This is a genomic window from Nonomuraea longicatena (assembly GCF_039525605.1).
Taxonomy (GTDB): domain Bacteria; phylum Actinomycetota; class Actinomycetes; order Streptosporangiales; family Streptosporangiaceae; genus Nonomuraea; species Nonomuraea longicatena.
The window spans coordinates 116425-133733 of record NZ_BAAAHQ010000021.1 but is presented as its reverse complement, the minus strand read 5'-3'; the positions used below and the strand labels follow the sequence as shown (position 1 = coordinate 133733).

16 protein-coding genes and 1 pseudogene are annotated in these 17309 nt (G+C 71.4%); 7 read left to right on the top strand and 10 right to left on the bottom strand.

Features of this window, described 5'->3' with window-relative positions; translation table 11 throughout:
- Nucleotides 1–138 precede the first annotated feature (138 nt).
- The 3 genes from murA to purD form a co-directional block, all read right to left on the bottom strand.
- On the bottom strand, nt 139–1401 hold the full coding sequence (gene murA, locus ABD120_RS20285) for a UDP-N-acetylglucosamine 1-carboxyvinyltransferase (protein WP_343951513.1): 1263 nt from the start codon (nt 1399–1401) through the stop codon (nt 139–141).
- Nucleotides 1402–1480: 79 nt separating this feature from the next.
- Nucleotides 1481–2317, bottom strand: a complete 837-nt coding sequence (locus tag ABD120_RS20280) for a phosphoribosylaminoimidazolesuccinocarboxamide synthase (protein WP_343951512.1) — start codon at nt 2315–2317, stop codon at nt 1481–1483.
- On the bottom strand, nt 2314–3528 hold the full coding sequence (gene purD, locus ABD120_RS20275) for a phosphoribosylamine--glycine ligase (RefSeq protein ID WP_343951511.1): 1215 nt from the start codon (nt 3526–3528) through the stop codon (nt 2314–2316). The genes ABD120_RS20280 and purD overlap by 4 nt, the downstream gene beginning before the upstream one ends.
- 276 nt (nt 3529–3804) lie before the next feature.
- On the opposite strand from purD, the gene corA reads away from it, so the two are divergent.
- Complete coding sequence (gene corA / locus ABD120_RS20270) at nt 3805–4911, top strand: magnesium/cobalt transporter CorA (protein WP_343951510.1); 1107 nt, start codon at nt 3805–3807, stop codon at nt 4909–4911.
- A 14-nt stretch (nt 4912–4925) separates the two neighbouring features.
- Here corA and ABD120_RS20265 read toward each other — a convergent pair whose 3' ends face one another.
- Nucleotides 4926–5831, bottom strand: coding sequence for a glycerophosphodiester phosphodiesterase family protein (locus tag ABD120_RS20265; RefSeq protein WP_343951509.1), 906 nt, complete (start codon nt 5829–5831; stop codon nt 4926–4928).
- Nucleotides 5832–5940: 109 nt separating this feature from the next.
- Between ABD120_RS20265 and ABD120_RS20260 the strand changes: the two genes are divergently transcribed.
- Both ABD120_RS20260 and ABD120_RS39830 read left to right on the top strand, forming a co-directional pair.
- A complete protein-coding gene (locus ABD120_RS20260; protein ID WP_343951508.1) occupies nt 5941–6564 on the top strand; it encodes a GNAT family N-acetyltransferase in 624 nt (207 codons plus the stop codon).
- Between the two features lie 11 nt (nt 6565–6575).
- Nucleotides 6576–6698, top strand: a pseudogene (locus tag ABD120_RS39830) (pentapeptide repeat-containing protein); the annotation flags it as partial.
- A gap of 15 nt (nt 6699–6713) precedes the next feature.
- Here ABD120_RS39830 and ABD120_RS20255 read toward each other — a convergent pair.
- On the bottom strand, nt 6714–7715 hold the full coding sequence (locus ABD120_RS20255; protein WP_343951507.1) for an NADP-dependent oxidoreductase: 1002 nt from the start codon (nt 7713–7715) through the stop codon (nt 6714–6716).
- On the opposite strand from ABD120_RS20255, the gene ABD120_RS20250 reads away from it, so the two are divergent.
- Nucleotides 7714–10986: an AfsR/SARP family transcriptional regulator gene (locus tag ABD120_RS20250; protein WP_343951506.1), complete on the top strand. Its 3273-nt coding sequence runs from the start codon at nt 7714–7716 to the stop codon at nt 10984–10986. The genes ABD120_RS20255 and ABD120_RS20250 overlap by 2 nt on opposite strands.
- Nucleotides 10987–11055: 69 nt before the next feature.
- Here ABD120_RS20250 and ABD120_RS20245 read toward each other — a convergent pair whose 3' ends face one another.
- From ABD120_RS20245 to fbaA, 3 genes are all read right to left on the bottom strand, one after another.
- Entirely contained in the window at nt 11056–12339 is a 1284-nt protein-coding gene (locus ABD120_RS20245) for an adenylosuccinate synthase (protein ID WP_343951505.1), read from the bottom strand.
- 101 nt (nt 12340–12440) lie between these two features.
- A complete protein-coding gene (locus ABD120_RS20240) occupies nt 12441–12848 on the bottom strand; it encodes a DUF3151 domain-containing protein (protein ID WP_343951504.1) in 408 nt (135 codons plus the stop codon).
- A gap of 34 nt (nt 12849–12882) precedes the next feature.
- Nucleotides 12883–13905, bottom strand: coding sequence for a class II fructose-bisphosphate aldolase (gene fbaA, locus ABD120_RS20235; protein ID WP_343951503.1), 1023 nt, complete (start codon nt 13903–13905; stop codon nt 12883–12885).
- Between the two features lie 91 nt (nt 13906–13996).
- On the opposite strand from fbaA, the gene ABD120_RS20230 reads away from it, so the two are divergent.
- On the top strand, nt 13997–14668 hold the full coding sequence (locus tag ABD120_RS20230) for a DedA family protein (protein ID WP_343951502.1): 672 nt from the start codon (nt 13997–13999) through the stop codon (nt 14666–14668).
- 38 nt (nt 14669–14706) lie between these two features.
- A complete protein-coding gene (locus ABD120_RS20225) occupies nt 14707–15123 on the top strand; it encodes a hypothetical protein (RefSeq protein WP_343951501.1) in 417 nt (138 codons plus the stop codon).
- Here the strand turns inward: ABD120_RS20225 and pyrE are convergent.
- Nucleotides 15104–15637: an orotate phosphoribosyltransferase gene (gene pyrE, locus ABD120_RS20220; RefSeq protein ID WP_343951500.1), complete on the bottom strand. Its 534-nt coding sequence runs from the start codon at nt 15635–15637 to the stop codon at nt 15104–15106. The genes ABD120_RS20225 and pyrE overlap by 20 nt on opposite strands.
- Nucleotides 15634–16320: a hypothetical protein gene (locus ABD120_RS20215; protein WP_343951499.1), complete on the bottom strand. Its 687-nt coding sequence runs from the start codon at nt 16318–16320 to the stop codon at nt 15634–15636. The genes pyrE and ABD120_RS20215 overlap by 4 nt, the downstream gene beginning before the upstream one ends.
- A 104-nt stretch (nt 16321–16424) precedes the next feature.
- Between ABD120_RS20215 and ABD120_RS20210 the strand changes: the two genes are divergently transcribed.
- Nucleotides 16425–17309 (top strand): sigma-70 family RNA polymerase sigma factor (locus ABD120_RS20210; RefSeq protein WP_343951498.1); only part of this gene is annotated, 885 nt, incomplete at its 3' end.

Genomic DNA, 17309 nt, shown 5'->3' with positions numbered 1-17309 from the left:
CGTTGCAGTGTCTTCTTTTGGAACGATCGCTCGCGGGGGCCGTAATGTCACGCCCGACTTTTCCGGAAAGCCGTTCTGGTGGGCCGCCCGGGGCGTCGTTTCGGCAGCTCAACATGTACTTTTACCCGATTTTCGATGCTAGGAAATCTCTCGCGTAATGTCCGCGCCAAGTGCCCGCATTCGCTCCGCCAAGTGCGCGTGGCCCCGGTCGATGAGGTATCCGGAGTCGATGACCGTCTCGCCTTCGGCGGCAAGGCCGGCGAGCACCAAAGCGATTCCGGAGCGCAGATCGTGGGCGGTCACCTGAGCACCGGACAATGGCGTCGCGCCCCGCACGATCGCGCGGCTCCCGTCGACCTCCACGTTGGCGCCCATCTTGTTGAGCTCGCCCGCCAGTGCGAACCGGCCGTCGAAGATGCGCTCGTGGATGTAGCTGATGCCGTCGGCGAGGCAGGCGACCGTCATCATCGGCGACTGCAGGTCGGTGGCGAAGCCCGGGTAGGTGTCGGTGATGATGTTGATCGGGCGCAGCGGCTGGCGGTCGCGGCGCACGCCGAGCACCGCGCCCTGCTTGGCGAACTCGACGCCCATCTGCTCCAGCTTGTAGCGCACCACGCCGAGGTCGAGGCCGGTGCCGACCAGGCTCAGCTCGCCGCCGGTCAGCGCCGCCGCCATCGCGAAGACGCCCGCGTCGAGGCGGTCGGGCATCACGGTGTGCTCGACCGCGTGCAGTTTCTCGACGCCCTCGACGGTGATGAACCCGGTGCCGCCGCCGCTGATCCTGGCGCCCATCTTGGTGAGCATGTCGATGACGTCGAGGACCTCGGGTTCGAGCGCGGCGTTCTCGATCACGGTGACGCCCCTGGCCAGCGCCGCCGCCATGATGAGGTTCTCGGTGCCGGTGTGCGAGGGGGTGTCGAGGTAGAGCGTGGCGCCGGTCAGGCCGGAGGCCTTGACGTGGATGACGGTCTCGCCCTCGTCGACGACCGCGCCGAGCCGCTTGTAGCCGAGGTAGTGGAAGTCGAGGTTGCGGCTGCCCAGGTTGCAGCCGCCGACGCCCTCGACGATCGCCTCGCCCAGCCGGTGGAGCAGCGCCGGGGTGAACAGCACCGAGCCTCGGAAGCGGCGCGCGATGTCGGCGGGCAGTACCGGGCTGCCGAGCCGGGAGGCGTCGATGACCAGCGTGCGTTCGGCCTCGTGGAACTCGACCTGCGCGCCGACGACCTGGGCCAGTTCGACCGCACGGCGGACGTCCTCGATGATCGGTACGTTGCGGAGGACCGTACGGCCCTCCGCCGCGAGGAGAGCCGCACCGATCATGGGCAGCACGGCGTTCTTCGCGCCCTGGATGAAGGCGGTTCCACGCAAAGCGTTGCCACCGCGCACGCGGTAACGGACCATTCGTGCGGCTCCTTGGATGTCATTCGGTCGGGCTCGAACGGGCCAACAGTAGCCGCTAACCACGCCTGCCCCAGCCGAATCATCCGGCAAAAGGCACTCCGGTGAGCCTCTCGTACGCCTCCAGGTATCGCTGCCGGGTGCGTTCGACCACGTCGGCGGGCAGAGCGGGCGGCGGACCGCCTGCGGATCTGTCCCATCCGGAGGCGGGCGAGGCCAGCCAGTCGCGGACGTACTGCTTGTCGAAGGAGGGCTGCGGGCGGCCCGGCCGCCACTCGTCCTGCGGCCAGAACCGCGAGGAGTCCGGCGTCAGCACCTCGTCGGCGAGCGTCAGCGTGCCCTTGTGGTCGCGGCCGAGTTCGATCTTGGTGTCGGCCACGATGATGCCGCGCTCCGCACCGATCTCGGCGCCGCGCCGGTAGACGTCGAGCGTGATGCGGCGCAGGTCCTCGGCGGTCTGCTCGCCGACCAGTTCGACCACCCGCTCGAAGGTGATCGGCTCGTCGTGCTCGCCGACCGCCGCCTTCGTCGTGGGCGTGAAGATCGGCTCGGGCAGCCGGGAGCCGTCGACCAGCCCTTCGGGCAGCTCGACGCCGCAGACGGCACCGGTGCGAAGGTAATCGGCCAGGCCGCCGCCGGTGAGGTAACCGCGCGCCACACACTCGACGGTGACCATCCGCAGCGGCTTGCACACGACGCTGCGGGAGTCGGGGCCGTGCCGTACGACGTGGTTGGGCACGACGTCCGCGAGCCGGTCGAACCACCACAGCGACAACTGCGTGAGGATCGCGCCCTTGTCGGGGATCTCCGGGTCGAGGATGTGGTCGAAGGCCGAGATGCGGTCGGAGGCGACCATCAGCAGCAGGCCCTCGTCGGTCTCGTACAGGTCGCGGACCTTGCCGGAGTGCAGGTGTCTCATCGGGCGATGTCCGTCCTGTGGTGCATGCCGCGGAAGTGCACGCGCGAGACCAGCTCGTAGGCGCGGGAGCGGGCGGTGTCCTGGTCGGGGCCGGTGCCGACGACGCTGAGCACCCGGCCGCCGTCGGAGACGACGGCGTCGCCGTCGAGGCGGGTGCCGGCGTGGATCACGTACGCGTGCTCGGTCGGCTCCAGCCCGGTGATCACGTCGCCCTTGACCGGGTCGGCCGGGTACCTCTCCGCCGCGACGACGACGGTGACGGCCGCGCCGTCGTGCCAGTCGAGCGGGCCGCGCAGGCGGCCGGTCGCGCAGTCGAGCAGCAGCCCGCCGAGCGGGGTGGCGAGCCGGTCGAGCAGCACCTGGGTCTCGGGGTCGCCGAAGCGCGCGTTGAACTCGACGACCTTCGGCCCGGCGGCGGTGAGCGCCAGCCCGACGTACAGGACGCCCTGGTAGACGATGCCGCGCCGGTCCAGCTCGCCGAGCGTCGGTGTGACGACCTCGGCCATCACCCGCTCGGTCAGGTCGGCGGGCACCCACGGCAGCGGCGTGTAGGCGCCCATGCCGCCGGTGTTGGGGCCCTGGTCGCCGTCGTAGGCGCGCTTGAAGTCCTGGGCGGGGCGCATCGGCACGGCGCTGACGCCGTCGCAGAGCACGAACAGCGAGACCTCCGGCCCGTCGAGGTACTCCTCGACGATCACGCGCTCGCAGGCCCGCGCGTGCTCCAGCGCGGCCTCGAACGAGTCGGTGACGACCACGCCCTTGCCCGCCGCCAGCCCGTCGTCCTTGACCACGTACGGCGGCGCGAACTCCTTCAGCGCCCGCTCGGCCTCCTCGCCGGTGGTGCACGTGAAGGCCCGCGCCGTCGGGACGCCGGCCGCCACCATGACCTCCTTGGCGTACGCCTTGGAGCCTTCGAGCAGCGCGGCCGCGCGCACCGGGCCGAAGACCGGGACGCCCTCGGCCTTGAGGGCGTCGGCGACGCCCGCGACCAGCGGCGCCTCGGGTCCGATGACGACGAGGTCGGCGGCCAGTTTCGCGGCCAGTGACGTGACCTCCTCGGGGGAGGTCGGCGTTATAGGGTGGAGCGTCGCGATCTCCGCGATGCCCGCGTTTCCTGGGGCACAGTGGAGGTCGCTGACCTGGGGATCGAGCCTGAGTGAACGGCACAGGGCGTGTTCGCGCCCGCCGGAGCCGATGACTAGTACGCGCACGTGCCCCATTGTCTCAGGGGCGCGGATCGGACCGTGTCGCCGGATCGCTCGATGGTTCTGTGGTAAGTTAATGCGGCTTTGCGGCGTCTCTTGTGATTGGAGGTGGTCCGGGATGAATCCTGGTGAACCCAGCAGTACGTGCTCACACACGTACTCCGCGAATACCCCCGACCACTCCAATCCGGCAGCCTGATCGTGCCTCCACGCCCTTTTCTCGATTGAGGTGACCGTTCACTCACGCGTGGACCGCCAAAGGTCGGGCGGAAAGGGACAGCCATGCGCTCGTCCACCCTTTTCCGTCGCATCAACCGCCACCCGGTGCAGCAGCCGCATTCCGCACGCCAGCTGAGCAAGCCCGTGCGCGACATCTGTGTGCCACCGGTCGACTCCGTCGTCGAGTACGGCGCCTACGTCGAGGGCCGCAAGGTCCCGGCGACCGGCATCGTCGAGTCCCTCGAACTCGTCCGCGAGCACAACAAGGCCGGATCCCAGGCGTTCGTGTGGGTCGGCCTGCACGAGCCCGCCGCCCCCGAGGTCGAGTGGCTGGCCCAGGTGTTCGGCCTGCACCCGCTGGCCGTCGAGGACGCCGTCAAGGCCCACCAGCGGCCCAAGGTCGAGCGGTACGGCGACTCGCTGTTCGTGGTGCTGAAGACCGTGGCCTACCTCGACCACGACGAGCTCACGGCCACCAGTGAGATCATCGAGACCGGTGAGATCATGCTGTTCGTCGGGGCCGACTTCGTGGTGACCGTACGGCATGGGCGGCACTGCCCGTTGTCCGAGGTCCGCGAGCGTTTCGAGGACAGCGCCGACCTGATCGACCGGGGCCCGACCGGCGTCCTGCACGCGATCTCCGACCACGTCGTCGACCGCTACCTCCAGGTGGCCGACCTCATGCACCTGGAGCTCGAAGAGGTCGAGGCCGCCGTCTTCGCGGACGTCTCCTCTCGCGACATCAACCGGATCTACCAGCTCAAGCGGGAGATGCTGGAGATGAAGCGGGCGGTCACCCCGTTGCAGGCGCCGATGTCGGCGCTGCCGCAGCGGCGGGTGATCCCGCTGGAGATGCGCGAGTACTTCCGCGACGTCAGCGACCACCTGGCCCGGGTGTGCGAGCAGGTCGAGTCCTCCAACGAACTGGCCAACTCGATCCTCCAGGCCGCGCTGGCGCGCTCCAACACCATGGCCAACGAGGACATGCGCAAGATCTCCTCGTGGGTGGCCATCATCAGCGTGCCCACGATGATCGCCGGCATCTACGGCATGAACTTCGACTTCATGCCCGAGACCAAGCAGGTCTGGGGCTATCCGGTGGTGCTGGCCGTGATGGTCACGGCCTGCTCCCTCCTCTACCGGGGCTTCCGCCGCAACGGCTGGCTGTAGGCGAGCCGCCGCGGCTACACGCCGACCGGGCGCAGCGGCCTGACCTGCCGAGGCAGGTCGAGGCCGCGCTCCAACCAGAGTTCGCGCATCCGGTCCGGGTAGTCGGTGACGACGCCGGACACCCCGAGGTCGAGCATCCGGGCGGCGAGCGCCACGTCGTTGACCGTCCAGACGGCCACGTCGAGGCCCGCCCGCTCGCACTGGCGCATCAGATGCTCGTCCACCATCGCGTGCTCGGGCGACAACGTGGTCGCGCCCGCCGCGGCGGCGGCCGCCGGGATGTCGTCGCCGAGGTCGTCGTGCCAGTGCAGCGTGTCCAGCTCGATGAGCGCGAACCGCCAGGTGCCGGGCGCGCTCGCGGCCGCGTGGGACAGGATGCGCCAGTCGAAGCTGAGGATGGCCGCGTTGCCGAGCCGTCCGTGCCGGTCGAGTTCGTCGAGGACCAGGTTGGCGAACAGCCGGGGGTCGGCCGACAGTTCGGGCCGCGTCGGGTCGGACTTCAGCTCCACGTGCAGCCGGACGCTGTCGGCGGCGTAGGCGTTGACCAGCCCGAGCACCGCGCCCAGCGTGGGCATGCGGGTGTCGGGGATGGGCTTCTGGGTGAGGGCGAACGGATCGTTCGGATGGCGGGGCAGCCGTACCCCGACATCGAGCATGCGCAGCTGCGCCAGCTCAAGGGTGTTGATGGGCTTGCCCACATAGGGGAAGCAGGGGTCGTCGGCGCTCAGCGGCCTGGTGTCGGCGCTGGTCACCGCCGAGACGGTGAGATCGTGGGTGAGCACCAGCCTGCGGTCGGCGGTGAGGGCGACGTCGAGTTCGAGGGCGTCGACCCCGAGCTCCATCGTCCGGCCCAGCCCCGGCAGGGTGTTCTCGGGCCACAGGCCCCTGGCTCCCCGGTGTCCATGAATCTCGACGCGCACACCGGGGACCATACCGCCCCGGTGCCGCGCTCCCGCGATGCCACGCCGCTCGGGTGAGATTGCTCGCACCCGGATCGTTTCCGGACATATCGCAATAAGCTGGGGTGTCATGAGCGTGGACATCGTACGGGCCTGGGTTGAGGGCTGGACGGTCTCCCGCGCCACCGGCCGTCCGGTGGAGGAGGAGTGGGGTCTGCGCGTCGACGTCGGGCAGCCCGGCCACCTCGTCCGCCACGTCCTGCCCGAGGCCACGCCCGCCCTGCTGCGCCGCCTCGCCGGCACCCTCACCGCGCCGGGCACCTGGCTCAAGGTCTGCGCCCCCGCCGAGCAGGTCACGCCCTCGCTGACCGCCGCGTGGACCGTCCAGGTGCCCGAATACCTGATGACCGCTCCGCTGCGCCGTACGGACGTGACAGCGCCCGCTGGGTACACCCTGGCGGTGACCCCGCGCGGGCAGATCGTCACCGCCCGCCTGCTCACCGCCGACGGTGAGGTCGCCGCGCGCGGCCAGATCGCGCTCAACGGCAGGACCGCCGTCGTCGACCAGGTCGAGACCGCGGCCGGGCACCGCAGGCGCGGGCTCGGCAGCATCGTCATGAGGGCCCTGTCCTCCGCCGGGGCGGGCCGGGGCGCCCGCACGGGCGTCCTGGTCGCCACAGAGGAGGGCAGGGCCCTCTACACCACGGTCGGCTGGCGGCTCCACACGCCGGTGACCGCCGCCGTGCTGATCTGAACTGTGCCGGTATGGCCGGTGCCTGCCTGAACCCCGCCGACCTGACCCACGCCGACCTGAACCCCGCCGACCTGACCCACGCCGACCTGACCCACGCCGACCTGACCCACGCCGGCCGGGACGGTGCAGACCTGCCCGGGGCGGACCGGTCAGAGCCGGACCAGCATCTTGCCGACGTTGCCGCCGCGCATCATGTCGAGGAAGGCGGCCGGCGCCCGCTCCAGTCCGTCGGCGACGGTCGTCTCGGTGCGCAGCGAGCCGTCGGCCAGCCACCCCGCCGCCTTGCCGATCCACTCGGGGAAGAGGTGGAAGTAGCTGTTGATCAGCATGCCGCGCAGCGTGGCGTCCTTGGCCACCAGGTTGAACAGGTTGTGCGGGCCGGGCACCGGGCCGGTCGCGTTGTAGGAGCTGATCGCGCCGACCATGCCGATCCGGCCGCCGACCCTGATCGCGTCGAGCGCGGCCGTCAGGTGGTCGCCGCCGACGTTGTCGACGTACACGTCGATGCCGTCGGGCGCCGCCTTCGCGAGCTGGCCGGCGAGGTCGCCCTCACGGTAGTCGATCGCCGCGTCGAAGCCGAAGTCCCGCAGCAGCTTGCCGACCTTCAGCGGGCCGCCCGCCGAGCCGATCACCCGGGCGGCGCCGAGCTTGCGGGCGAGCTGGCCCGCCACGCTCCCCACGGCGCCCGCCGCCGCCGAGACGAAGACGGTGTCGCCCTCGCGTACCGGCGCGACCTCGGTCACGGTCGCGTACGCGGTCAGCCCGGTCGTCCCGAGCGGCCCCAGGTACGCCTCGGCGGGCGCCAGCGACGTGTCGGCCGGCGTCACGGCCTCGGCGTCGAGCACGGAGTACTCGCGCCAGCCCAGGAAGTGCACCACGGTCGTCCCCACGGGCAGCCCCGGGGCCCGGGAGGCGACCACCTCGCCGACCGCCGAGCCCTCCATCGCCTCGCCGAGCCGGAACGGCGGGATGTAGGAGGGCACGTCGTCCATCCGCCCCCGCATGTACGGATCGACGGACATCCAGGTGTTACGCACCAGGACCTGACCCTCCGCCGGTTCGGGCAGCTCGGTCACGACCAGGTCGAAGTTCTGCGCCACGGGGGCGCCGGAGGGACGGGAGACCAGGTGGATTTCACGGTTCGTTCTCATGGGCAGAACTGTGCCGGTGCCCGCGCACGATCTCCTGGGGGTTCGCTGGGGGTGGCGTGAGCAGGTGCGATTCGGTGTGCTCGGCCCGCTCCTGGGGGCGCGCTGCGGGTACCGTGAGCAGGTGCGATTTGGTGTGCTTGGTCCGCTTTCGGTGTGGACGCCCGACGGCGAGCCCGTGCGGGTGCCTGAGGCGAAGGTGCGCGCCCTCCTCGCCGACCTGCTGATCCACGAGGGCCGTCCGGTCCCCGCCGACCGGCTGGCCGACGACCTGTGGGGCGACGACCCGCCCGGCAACCCGGCCAACACCCTGCAGACCAAGATCTCGCAGCTGCGCCGGGTCCTCGGCAGGGAGCTGGTGACCTACCAGCCCGCCGGGTACGCGCTGCGGGCCGACGACGTGGACGCGCTCGCCTTCACCGCGCTGCTCGACCGGGCCCGCCGTACCGACGATCTGCGCGAGCGGGCCGGGCTGCTCACCGACGCGCTCGCGCTGTGGCGCGGGCCCGCCTACGCCGACGTACGCGACGAGGAGTTCGCCCGTGCGAGCGCCGTCCACCTCGACGAGTTGCGGCTGAGCGCGCTGGAGGAGCAGGCGGAGGCCAGGCTGGCGCTCGGCGAGCACGCCGCGCTGGCGGACGAGCTGGCCGAGGCCGTCGCCGAGCACCCGCTGCGGGAGCGGCTGCGCGCCGTCCATCTGCGGGCCCTGTACCGGGCCGGGCGGCAGCACGAGGCCCTGGAGGGGTACGCGGTGCTGCGCGAGCGGCTGTCGGCGGAGCTGGGCGCCGACCCGGGTCCCGAGCTGGCCGAGCTGAACCTGGCCATGCTCAGGCAGGAGCCCGCGCTGGCGGCGCCGCGTCGCGGAAATCTGCCCGCCGCGCTCACCGAGCTGGTGGGCAGGGAGCAGGCGGTGTCCACGGTCGTCGGACTGCTGGGCCGGTCCCGGCTGGTCACGCTGACCGGGCCGGGCGGGGTCGGCAAGACCCGGCTCGCGCTGGCCGTCGCCGACCTGCCGGGACCGGGGGAGACGTGGCTGGTCGAGCTGGCGGGCACGAGGGGCGGGCTGGTCCAGGTCGCCGAAACCGTGGCCGCCACGCTGGGCATCCGCGACGAGACCACCCCCGGCCACCCCGGTCACCCCGCTCAGCGGGCGACCGGTGATCAGCCGCCGACCGGCTTCGCCAGTGATCAGCTACAGCCTGGCTTTGCCGGTGGTCAGTCGCCGAGCGGCTTTGCCGGTGATCGGTCGTGGCCCGGACTCGCGGGTCGTCACCTGCCGGGGAAGCTCGCCGATGCGCTGCGGGGGCGGGAGCTGCTGCTGGTGCTCGACAACTGCGAGCACCTGGTCGATGCCGTCGCCGAGCTCGTGCACCTGCTGCTGCGCACCGCTCCCGGTCTGCGGGTGCTCGCCACCAGCCAGGAGTCGCTGGCGATCCCCGGCGAGGCGCTCCACCCGGTCGAACCGCTCGACCAAGGCAGCGCCGTCCGGCTCTTCGCCGCCAGAGCGGGGATCGACCCCGGCGCCGACCGCCCCTCGATCGAGGCGATCTGCGCCAGGCTGGACGGCCTGCCTCTCGCCCTCGAACTCGCCGCCGCCCGCGTGCGCGCCCTCGGCGTCGGCGGCGTCGCCGAACGGCTGGACGACCGCTTCCGCCTGCTCGGCCGGCAGGTGCGCGGCCTGCCCGCCCGTCAGCGTACGCTCGGCGCCGTCATCGACTGGAGCTGGGAGCAGCTGACAGAGCCGCAGCGACGGGCCCTGTGTGCGCTGGCCGTGCACCCCGGCGGCTGCACGATCGAGGCCGCCGGGGTCGCGGAGGAACTGGTCGATCAGCTCGTCAACCGCTCGATGGCGGTCGCGGAACCGCCCCGCTACCGGCTGCTGGAGAGCATCGCCGCCTACTGCCTGGCCCGCCTCGCCCCCGACGACCCGCTGTTCGCCCGGCGCGACGCCTACTACACCGCGCTGGTGGAGACGGCGGAGCAGCACCTGCGCGGCCCCGGGCAGCGCGAGTGGCTGGCGCGGCTGGACGAGGAGGCGAGCAACCTCAGAACCGTGCGCTCGCCCGCGCTGCTCTGGTACCTGTACCTGCGCGGCAGACACGGCGAAGCACACCGGCTGAGCACGGGCACCGCCTGGGAGCCCGCCTTCGCCATGCTCGTCGGCCTGCCGGTCGGCCACGTTGTCGGCCACATCGCCGACCGTGCCCCCGACGCCGACCGTGCCCCCGGCTCCGCCCTCGTCCCAGACTCCGCCCTCGTCCCCGACGCCGTCCGTGTTCCTGATGCCGACCGTGCTCCTGACGCGGACCGCGTGCTCGACCCGCAGGGCGCCCGCTGCCGGTGGTTCCTCGGGCACGCCTACCTGCACCTCGGCGACTCGGTGCGGGCGGCGCCGTACGTCGAACAGGCCCTTGCGGAGGCTCGCGAGCAGGGCGAGCGCTGGGTCGAGGCGGCGGCGCTCACCAGCCTGGCCAAGCTCGCGATCTTCCGGGGCGACCTCGCTGCCGGCCGCGCCGCCGCGGAGCGGAGCCTCGCGCTGTTCACCGCGCTGGAGGACCAGTGGGGACGCCTCCAGGCCGCCGACCAGCTCGGCCACTGGGCGGAGATCACCGGCGACCACGTCCGTGCCCGCGAACTGCACACCGAGGGGCTGCGCATCGCCGAGGACCTTCGGCTGTGGACTGACGTGTCGTACCGGCTGTCGAGCCTCGGCCGGATCGCGCTGCTCACCGGCGACCTCGACCGGTCGCGGGCGCTGCACGAGCGCGGGCTGCGGGTGGCGGGGGAGCAGTCCAACCGGTTCGCGGAGGAGTTCGCCCGGGTCGGGCTGGCTCTCACCGCGCGCCGCGCGGGCGACCTGGACGCGGCGGAGCGGCATCTCATGGAGTCGCTCGACTGGAACCGGCGGCTGGAGAAGTACTACGGGGTGACGCTCATCCTGGCCGAACTCGGCTTCGTGGCCGAGTTGCGCGGCGACGCCGTACGAGCGGGGCGGTTGCACGCCGAGGGGCTTTCGGCCGCGCGCGAACTCGGCGACCCGCGCGCGGTGGCCCTGGCCTTGGAGGGCCTGGCCGGGGCGGCCGTCCTGGACGGCCGCCCGGCGGATGCCCGGCGGATGCCCGGCGGCTGCTCGGCGAGGCCGAGCGGCTGCGCGCGTCGATCGGCGCCCCACTCCCGGAGGCGGAGCGGGGCGACGTCGACCGCATCGAAGCAAGGCTCGCGGACGGCTGAGCCCTGCGCGGCCCGGATCAGGGCCGGGCTCCGGGACGGCTGAGCCCTGCCCTGGCCTGGCCTGAACCCCAGGCAGGGGACGCCGGGTGCAGGCGAGCGCGACCCGGCGACTCTAGACGAGGGAGCGCAGGGAGATCGTCTGGTCGCGGCCGGGGCCGACGCCGATCGCGGAGATCGGCGCCCCGCTCATCTCCTCCAGCGTGCGCACGTACGCCTGGGCGTTCGGGGGCAGGTCCTCGAACGTCTTGGCGCCCGAGATGTCCTCCTGCCAGCCGGGGAACTCCTCGTAGATCGGCTTGGCGTGGTGGAACTCGGTCTGCGTCATCGGGATCTCGTCGTGACGCTGCCCGTCCACGTCGTAGGCGACGCACACCGGGATCCGCTCAAGCCCGGACAGCACGTCCAGCTTGGTGAGGAAGAAGTCCGTGACGCCGTTGATCCTTGTCGCGTACCGGGCGATCACCGCGTCGAACCACCCCGTACGGCGGTTGCGCCCGGTGGTGGTGCCGTACTCGCCGCCGGTCTGGCGCAGCCACTCGCCCGTCTCGTCCTCAAGTTCGGTCGGGAACGGCCCGGAGCCGACCCGTGTCGTGTACGCCTTCAGGATGGCGATCACCCGGGTGAGCCGGTGCGGCGGGATGCCGGAGCCCGCGCAGGCGCCGCCGCTGGTCGGCGAGGACGAGGTGACGAACGGGTAGGTACCGTGGTCGATGTCGAGCAGCGTGCCCTGCCCGCCCTCCAGCAGCACGAACCGGTCCTCGTCGAGCGCCTTGCTGAGCACCAGCGAGGTGTCGGCGATGTGCGGCTTGAGGCGCTCGGCGTACCCCAGGTACTCCTCCAGCACCTGCTCGGCCTCCAGCCCCCGCCGGTTGTAGATCTTGGTGAGGATCTGGTTCTTCTCGTTGAGCGCGACCTCGATCTTCTGGGCGAGGATGCCCGGGTCGAGCAGGTCCTGGACCCTGATGCCCACCCGGTAGATCTTGTCGCCGTAGGCGGGGCCGATGCCGCGCCCGGTGGTGCCGATCTTGGCCTTGCCCAGGTAGCGCTCGCTCACCTTGTCCAGGGCCTTGTGGTGCGGCATGATCAGGTGCGCGTTGGCGGAGATCAGCAGCCGTTCGGCCGACACCCCGCGCGCGGCCAGCGCGTCGATCTCGTGCAGCAGTACCCCGGGGTCGATGACCACGCCGTTGCCGATGACCGGCACCACGTGCGGCGACAGGATCCCGGTGGGCACCAGGTGGAGGGCGTACTTCTGGTCGCCGATGACGATGGTGTGGCCCGCGTTGTTGCCTCCCTGGTAACGCACGACGTACTCGACGGCGTCGCCGAGCAGGTCGGTGGCCTTTCCCTTGCCTTCATCGCCCCACTGGGCGCCCAGGACAACGACAGCGGGCATCTTGCTTCTCCCCAGCACCAAAAAACGGAAAGCCCCTGGCGCAAGCGCGACAGGGGCTCTTGCGTGGAGAGACTACCCGATTGGGCAATTCGTCCCAAGGTTCACTTGGTCAGGGCCTCGTAAGCCGCCGGGTCGCTGTCCTTGAGGAACTGCATGCAGCGCTCGGCTTCGTCCTTCTCGCCGATCGACTGGGCGGCCCTGCCGAGCGCGTGGAGGCAGCGCAGGAAGCCGCGATTGGGTTCGTGCTCCCACGGGACGGGCCCGTGCCCCTTCCAGCCGCTGCGACGCAACTGGTCGAGGCCGCGGTGATATCCGGTGCGGGCGAACGCGTAGGAGGTGACCGCGTGGCCCTTGGCGAAGTACTCGTCCGCGAGCGCGGCCCACGCCCCCGGGTAGGCGGGGAAGCGGGCGGCGACGTCGGCGGCCTTGGCACCGGATTCGAGCGCCTCGCGAGCCTCGGTCAGATCCGGCAGGTAGGTCGGGGGCGGCCCGGCGAGAAGGTTGTCCATAGAAATAGTCATACCCGCCGGGCCCGCCCTCTGACTAGGTGATCTTCGTCCCGGCGGACTTCAGGTCCTGGCACGCCTGCGCCACGCGGGCGGCCATCGCGGTCTCGGCGCTCTTGCCGTACGAGCGGGGGTCGTAGACCTTCTTGTTGCCGACGTCCCCGTCGACCTTGAGGACCCCGTCGTAGTTGGTGAACATGTGGGCGGCGATCGGCCGGGTGAAGGCGTACTGGGTGTCGGTGTCGATGTTCATCTTCACCACGCCGTAGGAGATCGCCTCGTGGATCTCCTCCAGCAGCGAGCCGGAACCGCCGTGGAAGACCAGGTCGAACGGCTTGTCCTTGCCGTACTTCGCGCCGACCGCGTCCTGGATCTCCTTCAGCACCGACGGCCGCAGCTTGACGTGTCCCGGCTTGTAGACGCCGTGGACGTTGCCGAACGTGGCCGCCAGCATGTAGCGGCCCTGCTCGCCGACGCCGACCGCCTCGGCGGTGGCCAGCGCGTCCTCGATGGTCGTGTAGAGCTTCTCGTTGATCTCGCCGACGACGCCGTCCTCCTCGCCGCCGACGACGCCGATCTCCATCTCCATGATGATGTTGGCCCGGCGGCACTTGTCGAGGAGCTCCTTGGCGATCTCCAGATTCTCCTCAAGGGGTACGGCGGAGCCGTCCCACATGTGCGACTGGAACAGCGGATCGAGGCCCTTGGCCACCCGTTCCAGCGAGATGTCCACGAGGGGGCGCATGAACCCGGCGAGCTTGTTCTTGGGGCAGTGGTCGGTGTGCAGCGCCACCGTCACCGGGTACTTGTCGGCGACCACCCGGGCGTACTCGGCCAGCGCCGTCGCGCCGACCACCATGTCCTTGACGGTCGTGCCGGAAAGGAACTCGGCCCCTCCCGTGGACACCTGCACGATGCCGTCGCTCTCGGCCTCGGCGAAGCCGCGCAGGGCGGCGTTGAGCGTTTGGGACGAGGTCACGTTGATCGCCGGATAGGCGAATCCACCGGCCTTGGCCCGGTCGATCATCTCGGCGTAGACCTCTGGGGTGGCGATGGGCATGGTTCATCTCCTCAGTCCGTACGGCTCCGCGCTGCCCAGTATCGCGGGTCGTTCACCGGCGGGGTAGGGCGACCCCCGGTACGCTCACGATGTGGACTGGCTTCTCGACCTGCTCGACCCCACCTGGTGGTTGACCGTGCTCGGCGCGTTCGCCACCGTGGGCGTGCTGGCGATCATCTTCGCCGAGACGGGGCTGCTGCTCGGCTTCTTCCTGCCGGGCGACTCGCTGCTCGTCGCGGCCGGGATCTTCAGCTCCGCCTCCGTGGCGGTCGGGATGGGCATCACGCCGCTGTCCCTGCCGGTGCTGCTGGTCGGAACCCCGCTGTGCGCGGTCGCGGGGGCCCAGCTCGGCCACTTCCTCGGGGCCCGCTTCGGCAGAAGGATGTTCGACCGGCCGGACTCGCGGCTGTTCAAGAAGGAGCACGTCGCCCGGGCCGAGGAGTTCTTCGAGAAGTTCGGCCCGGCCAAGGCCGTGGTGCTGGCGCGGTTCGTGCCGATCGTGCGCACGTTCATGAACCCGGTGGCCGGGGCGCTGGAGATGAGCCCCAGGCGCTTCCTGGTGTGGAACGTCGCGGGGGCGCTCGTCTGGACCGAGGGCCTGATCCTGCTCGGCCACTTCCTGGGCAGCCGGGTCGATCCGAAACAGATCGACAGGTACATCCTGCCGGGCGTGTTCCTGATCGTGCTGATCTCGCTGATCCCGATCATCGTGGAGATCGTCAAAGGCCGCAGGTCGGGCAGGCAGCACCGAATCGTGAACTGATCTGGGTGCGGGCTTGACCTCTGGGTACTCTGCGGAGTGTGGGACGCCACAGGACTGATCCGATGGGCCTGGCCAAGCTGGTGTCCGCCCTGGTCGCGGCGGCATTCGTGGTGCTGCTGCTGGTCGTGGGCGGATGGGTGCTGCTGCACTCGGCCGAGACCCCTGCCCCCGTGTCGGCCGAGCGCGAGTCCGCCGCGCCCGCCACCACCGCCCAGATCCCGACCGTGCGCATCGAGTGCGTGGCCGAGACCTGCCCGCTCGTGACCGTACGGGTGCCGGGCGGCGACGTGCTGCAGTACCGCGACATGAGCCGGGGCGAGGAGGTCGCCTACTACGAGCCGGAACTGTCCGTGGTGCTCACCGACGCCTCGACGGTGCGGGTGACGGAGAACGGTGTCCCGCGCAGGACCGGCGAACCGGGCACGCGGGAGGCGTTCACAGTCCGCACTCCGTAGCGGTGAACGCGTAGCGGTACGGGATGCCCTCCTCCGCCAGGCGCGGCGCGGCGCCGCGCTCGACGATGGTGACGACGGCGACGACCTCGGCGCCCTCCTCGCGCAGCGCCTCGACGGCGGTCATGACCGAGCCGCCGGTGGTCGAGGTGTCCTCCAGCGCGAGGACGCGGCGGCCCTTCACGTCCGGGCCCTCGATCCGCCGCTGGAGGCCGTGCACCTTCTGCGTCTTGCGCACCACGAAGGCGTCGAGGGTGCGCCCCCGCGCGGCGGCGGCGTGCAGCATCGCGGCCGCGACCGGGTCGGCGCCCAGCGTGAGGCCGCCGACGGCGTCATAGGAGAGGTCTTCGGTGAGCTCCAGCAGCACCCTGCCCACCATCGGCGCCGCCACCCCGTCGAGGGTGATGCGGCGCAGGTCGAGGTAGCTGTCAGCCTCGCGGCCCGACGACAGGACGACCTTGCCGTGCACGACGGCCTTGTTCTTGATCTCGGCAAGCAGCTTCTCGCGTTCGCTCATGCGCCCAAGCTTAGGGTCCGGATCAGGGTGAGAGCCTGTTCGTACCCTCCGGGCAGCGCCTCGACGGACACCCGGTAGGGGTGCAGTCCGGCCACCCGTCCGGGCAGGGCCGGACCGGCCCGCGCCAGCGCGCCCACCCGTGCGGGCGCGAGCTGGGCCAGGGTCTCGCCGTCCGGGAAGGCCCGGCGCAGCGCCCTCGCCAGGGTGAGCAGCTCGGCCAGGCGCCCGGTCAGCCCGGCCGGCCACTCGTACGGCTCGGCCACGACCAGCCGGTGCCGTTCGGCGCGCGAGCCCCGGTACAGCTCGGCCAGCCGGGTACGCAGGTAGGCGGGGCTGGCCAGGCCGGTGAGCGGATCCTCGCAGCACAGCGCGGTGATGGGCGCGAAGCTGGCCTCCGTCCAGCCGACGGCGTAGGCGCGGGCGGCGGTGAACGGCGGCTCGCTCAGCCCGAGGGAGGCGTAGAGGGCGGCGAGGTCGCTGAGGCCCTCGCCGATGCCGACGCCAGCGCGGGCCCGTGCGGCCCCCAGCGCCTCGCAGGCGGGCAGCACGCCGCGACCGGCGTGGAGCGCGGTGATCGTGTGTTCGACGGCGGGTGTCCACCAGTCTGCGGGCAGGGACCAGCCGGCCGCCAGGCTGCGCCTGCGCCACCGCGAGCGGAGCTCCTCCTGATCGTCGTCGTCCATCTGTCCTCCGAAGGGTTTCAACGGCAAAGACGAGCTTTCGCGTTAGTCATGACGCGGAATGCGGAATGATTCGGCGGGCAACCCCGCGTAATCGTGAGGTCACTATGAGTGTCGAATCCCCGCAAAGCGATGCGGATCTTCTGGAGGCGGTGCGAGAGGGCAACGCCGCCGCCTTCGGCGAGCTGTACGAGCGGCACGTGGCCGCCGCCAGAGCCCTCGCCCGCCAGCTCGTGCGGGGCGAGACCGATGTCGAGGACGTGGTCGCCGAGTCGTTCACGAAGATCCTCGACCTGGTCGGCCGGGGCGGCGGCCCGGAGGCGGGTTTCCGCCCGTACCTCCTGACCGTCGTCCGCCGCACGTTCTACGACCGCACCAGGGTCGAGAGCCGCCAGGTGAGCACCGGCGAGATCGAGGAGTTCGACCCCGGGGAGCCCTTCGTGGACCCGGCGCTGACGGGTCTGGAGAAGTCGCTGATCGCGCGGGCCTTCCTGTCGCTGCCCGACCGGTGGCGGGCGGTCCTGTGGCACACCGAGGTCGAGAGCGCCAAGGCGGCCGACGTCGCGCCGATGCTCGGCCTGTCGGCCAACGGGGTGGCGGCGCTCGCCTACCGGGCCCGCGAGGGGCTGCGCCAGGCGTACCTGCAGATGCACCTGACCTCCTCGCCCGCGCAGGCGTGCCGTCCGGTGCTCGGCAAAATGGGCGCCTACGTACGCGGCGGCCTGGCCAAACGCGACTCCCGGACCGTCGACGAGCACGTGGGCGGCTGCGCCGGGTGCAACTCGGTGCTCATCGAGCTGATGGACGTCAACCGGGGCCTGCGCGTCATCGTCGGGCCGCTGGTGGTGGGCCCGGTCTTCTCCGGCTACCTGGCGGCGCTGGCCCAGGCGGCCTCCCACGCGGGGGCGGGCGGGTTCCTGCACGTGCTCGCCTGGCTGCGGCGTATCCCGAGGAGTCAGCAGGCGGCCGCGACGGGCGCCACGGCGACCGTC

Excerpts from the sequence above, each read along its gene's own strand:
- murA (WP_343951513.1), bottom strand. The coding sequence starts at position 1,401 with ATGGTCCGTTACCGCGTGCGCGGTGGCAACGCTTTGCGTGGAACCGCC.
- ABD120_RS20280 (WP_343951512.1), bottom strand. The coding sequence starts at position 2,317 with ATGAGACACCTGCACTCCGGCAAGGTCCGCGACCTGTACGAGACCGAC.
- corA (WP_343951510.1), top strand. The coding sequence starts at position 3,805 with ATGCGCTCGTCCACCCTTTTCCGTCGCATCAACCGCCACCCGGTGCAG.
- ABD120_RS20260 (WP_343951508.1), top strand. The coding sequence starts at position 5,941 with ATGAGCGTGGACATCGTACGGGCCTGGGTTGAGGGCTGGACGGTCTCC.
- ABD120_RS20250 (WP_343951506.1), top strand. The coding sequence starts at position 7,714 with ATGGGCAGAACTGTGCCGGTGCCCGCGCACGATCTCCTGGGGGTTCGC.
- ABD120_RS20255 (WP_343951507.1), bottom strand. The coding sequence starts at position 7,715 with ATGAGAACGAACCGTGAAATCCACCTGGTCTCCCGTCCCTCCGGCGCC.
- ABD120_RS20245 (WP_343951505.1), bottom strand. The coding sequence starts at position 12,339 with ATGCCCGCTGTCGTTGTCCTGGGCGCCCAGTGGGGCGATGAAGGCAAG.
- ABD120_RS20240 (WP_343951504.1), bottom strand. The coding sequence starts at position 12,848 with ATGGACAACCTTCTCGCCGGGCCGCCCCCGACCTACCTGCCGGATCTG.
- fbaA (WP_343951503.1), bottom strand. The coding sequence starts at position 13,905 with ATGCCCATCGCCACCCCAGAGGTCTACGCCGAGATGATCGACCGGGCC.
- pyrE (WP_343951500.1), bottom strand. The coding sequence starts at position 15,637 with ATGAGCGAACGCGAGAAGCTGCTTGCCGAGATCAAGAACAAGGCCGTC.
- ABD120_RS20215 (WP_343951499.1), bottom strand. The coding sequence starts at position 16,320 with ATGGACGACGACGATCAGGAGGAGCTCCGCTCGCGGTGGCGCAGGCGC.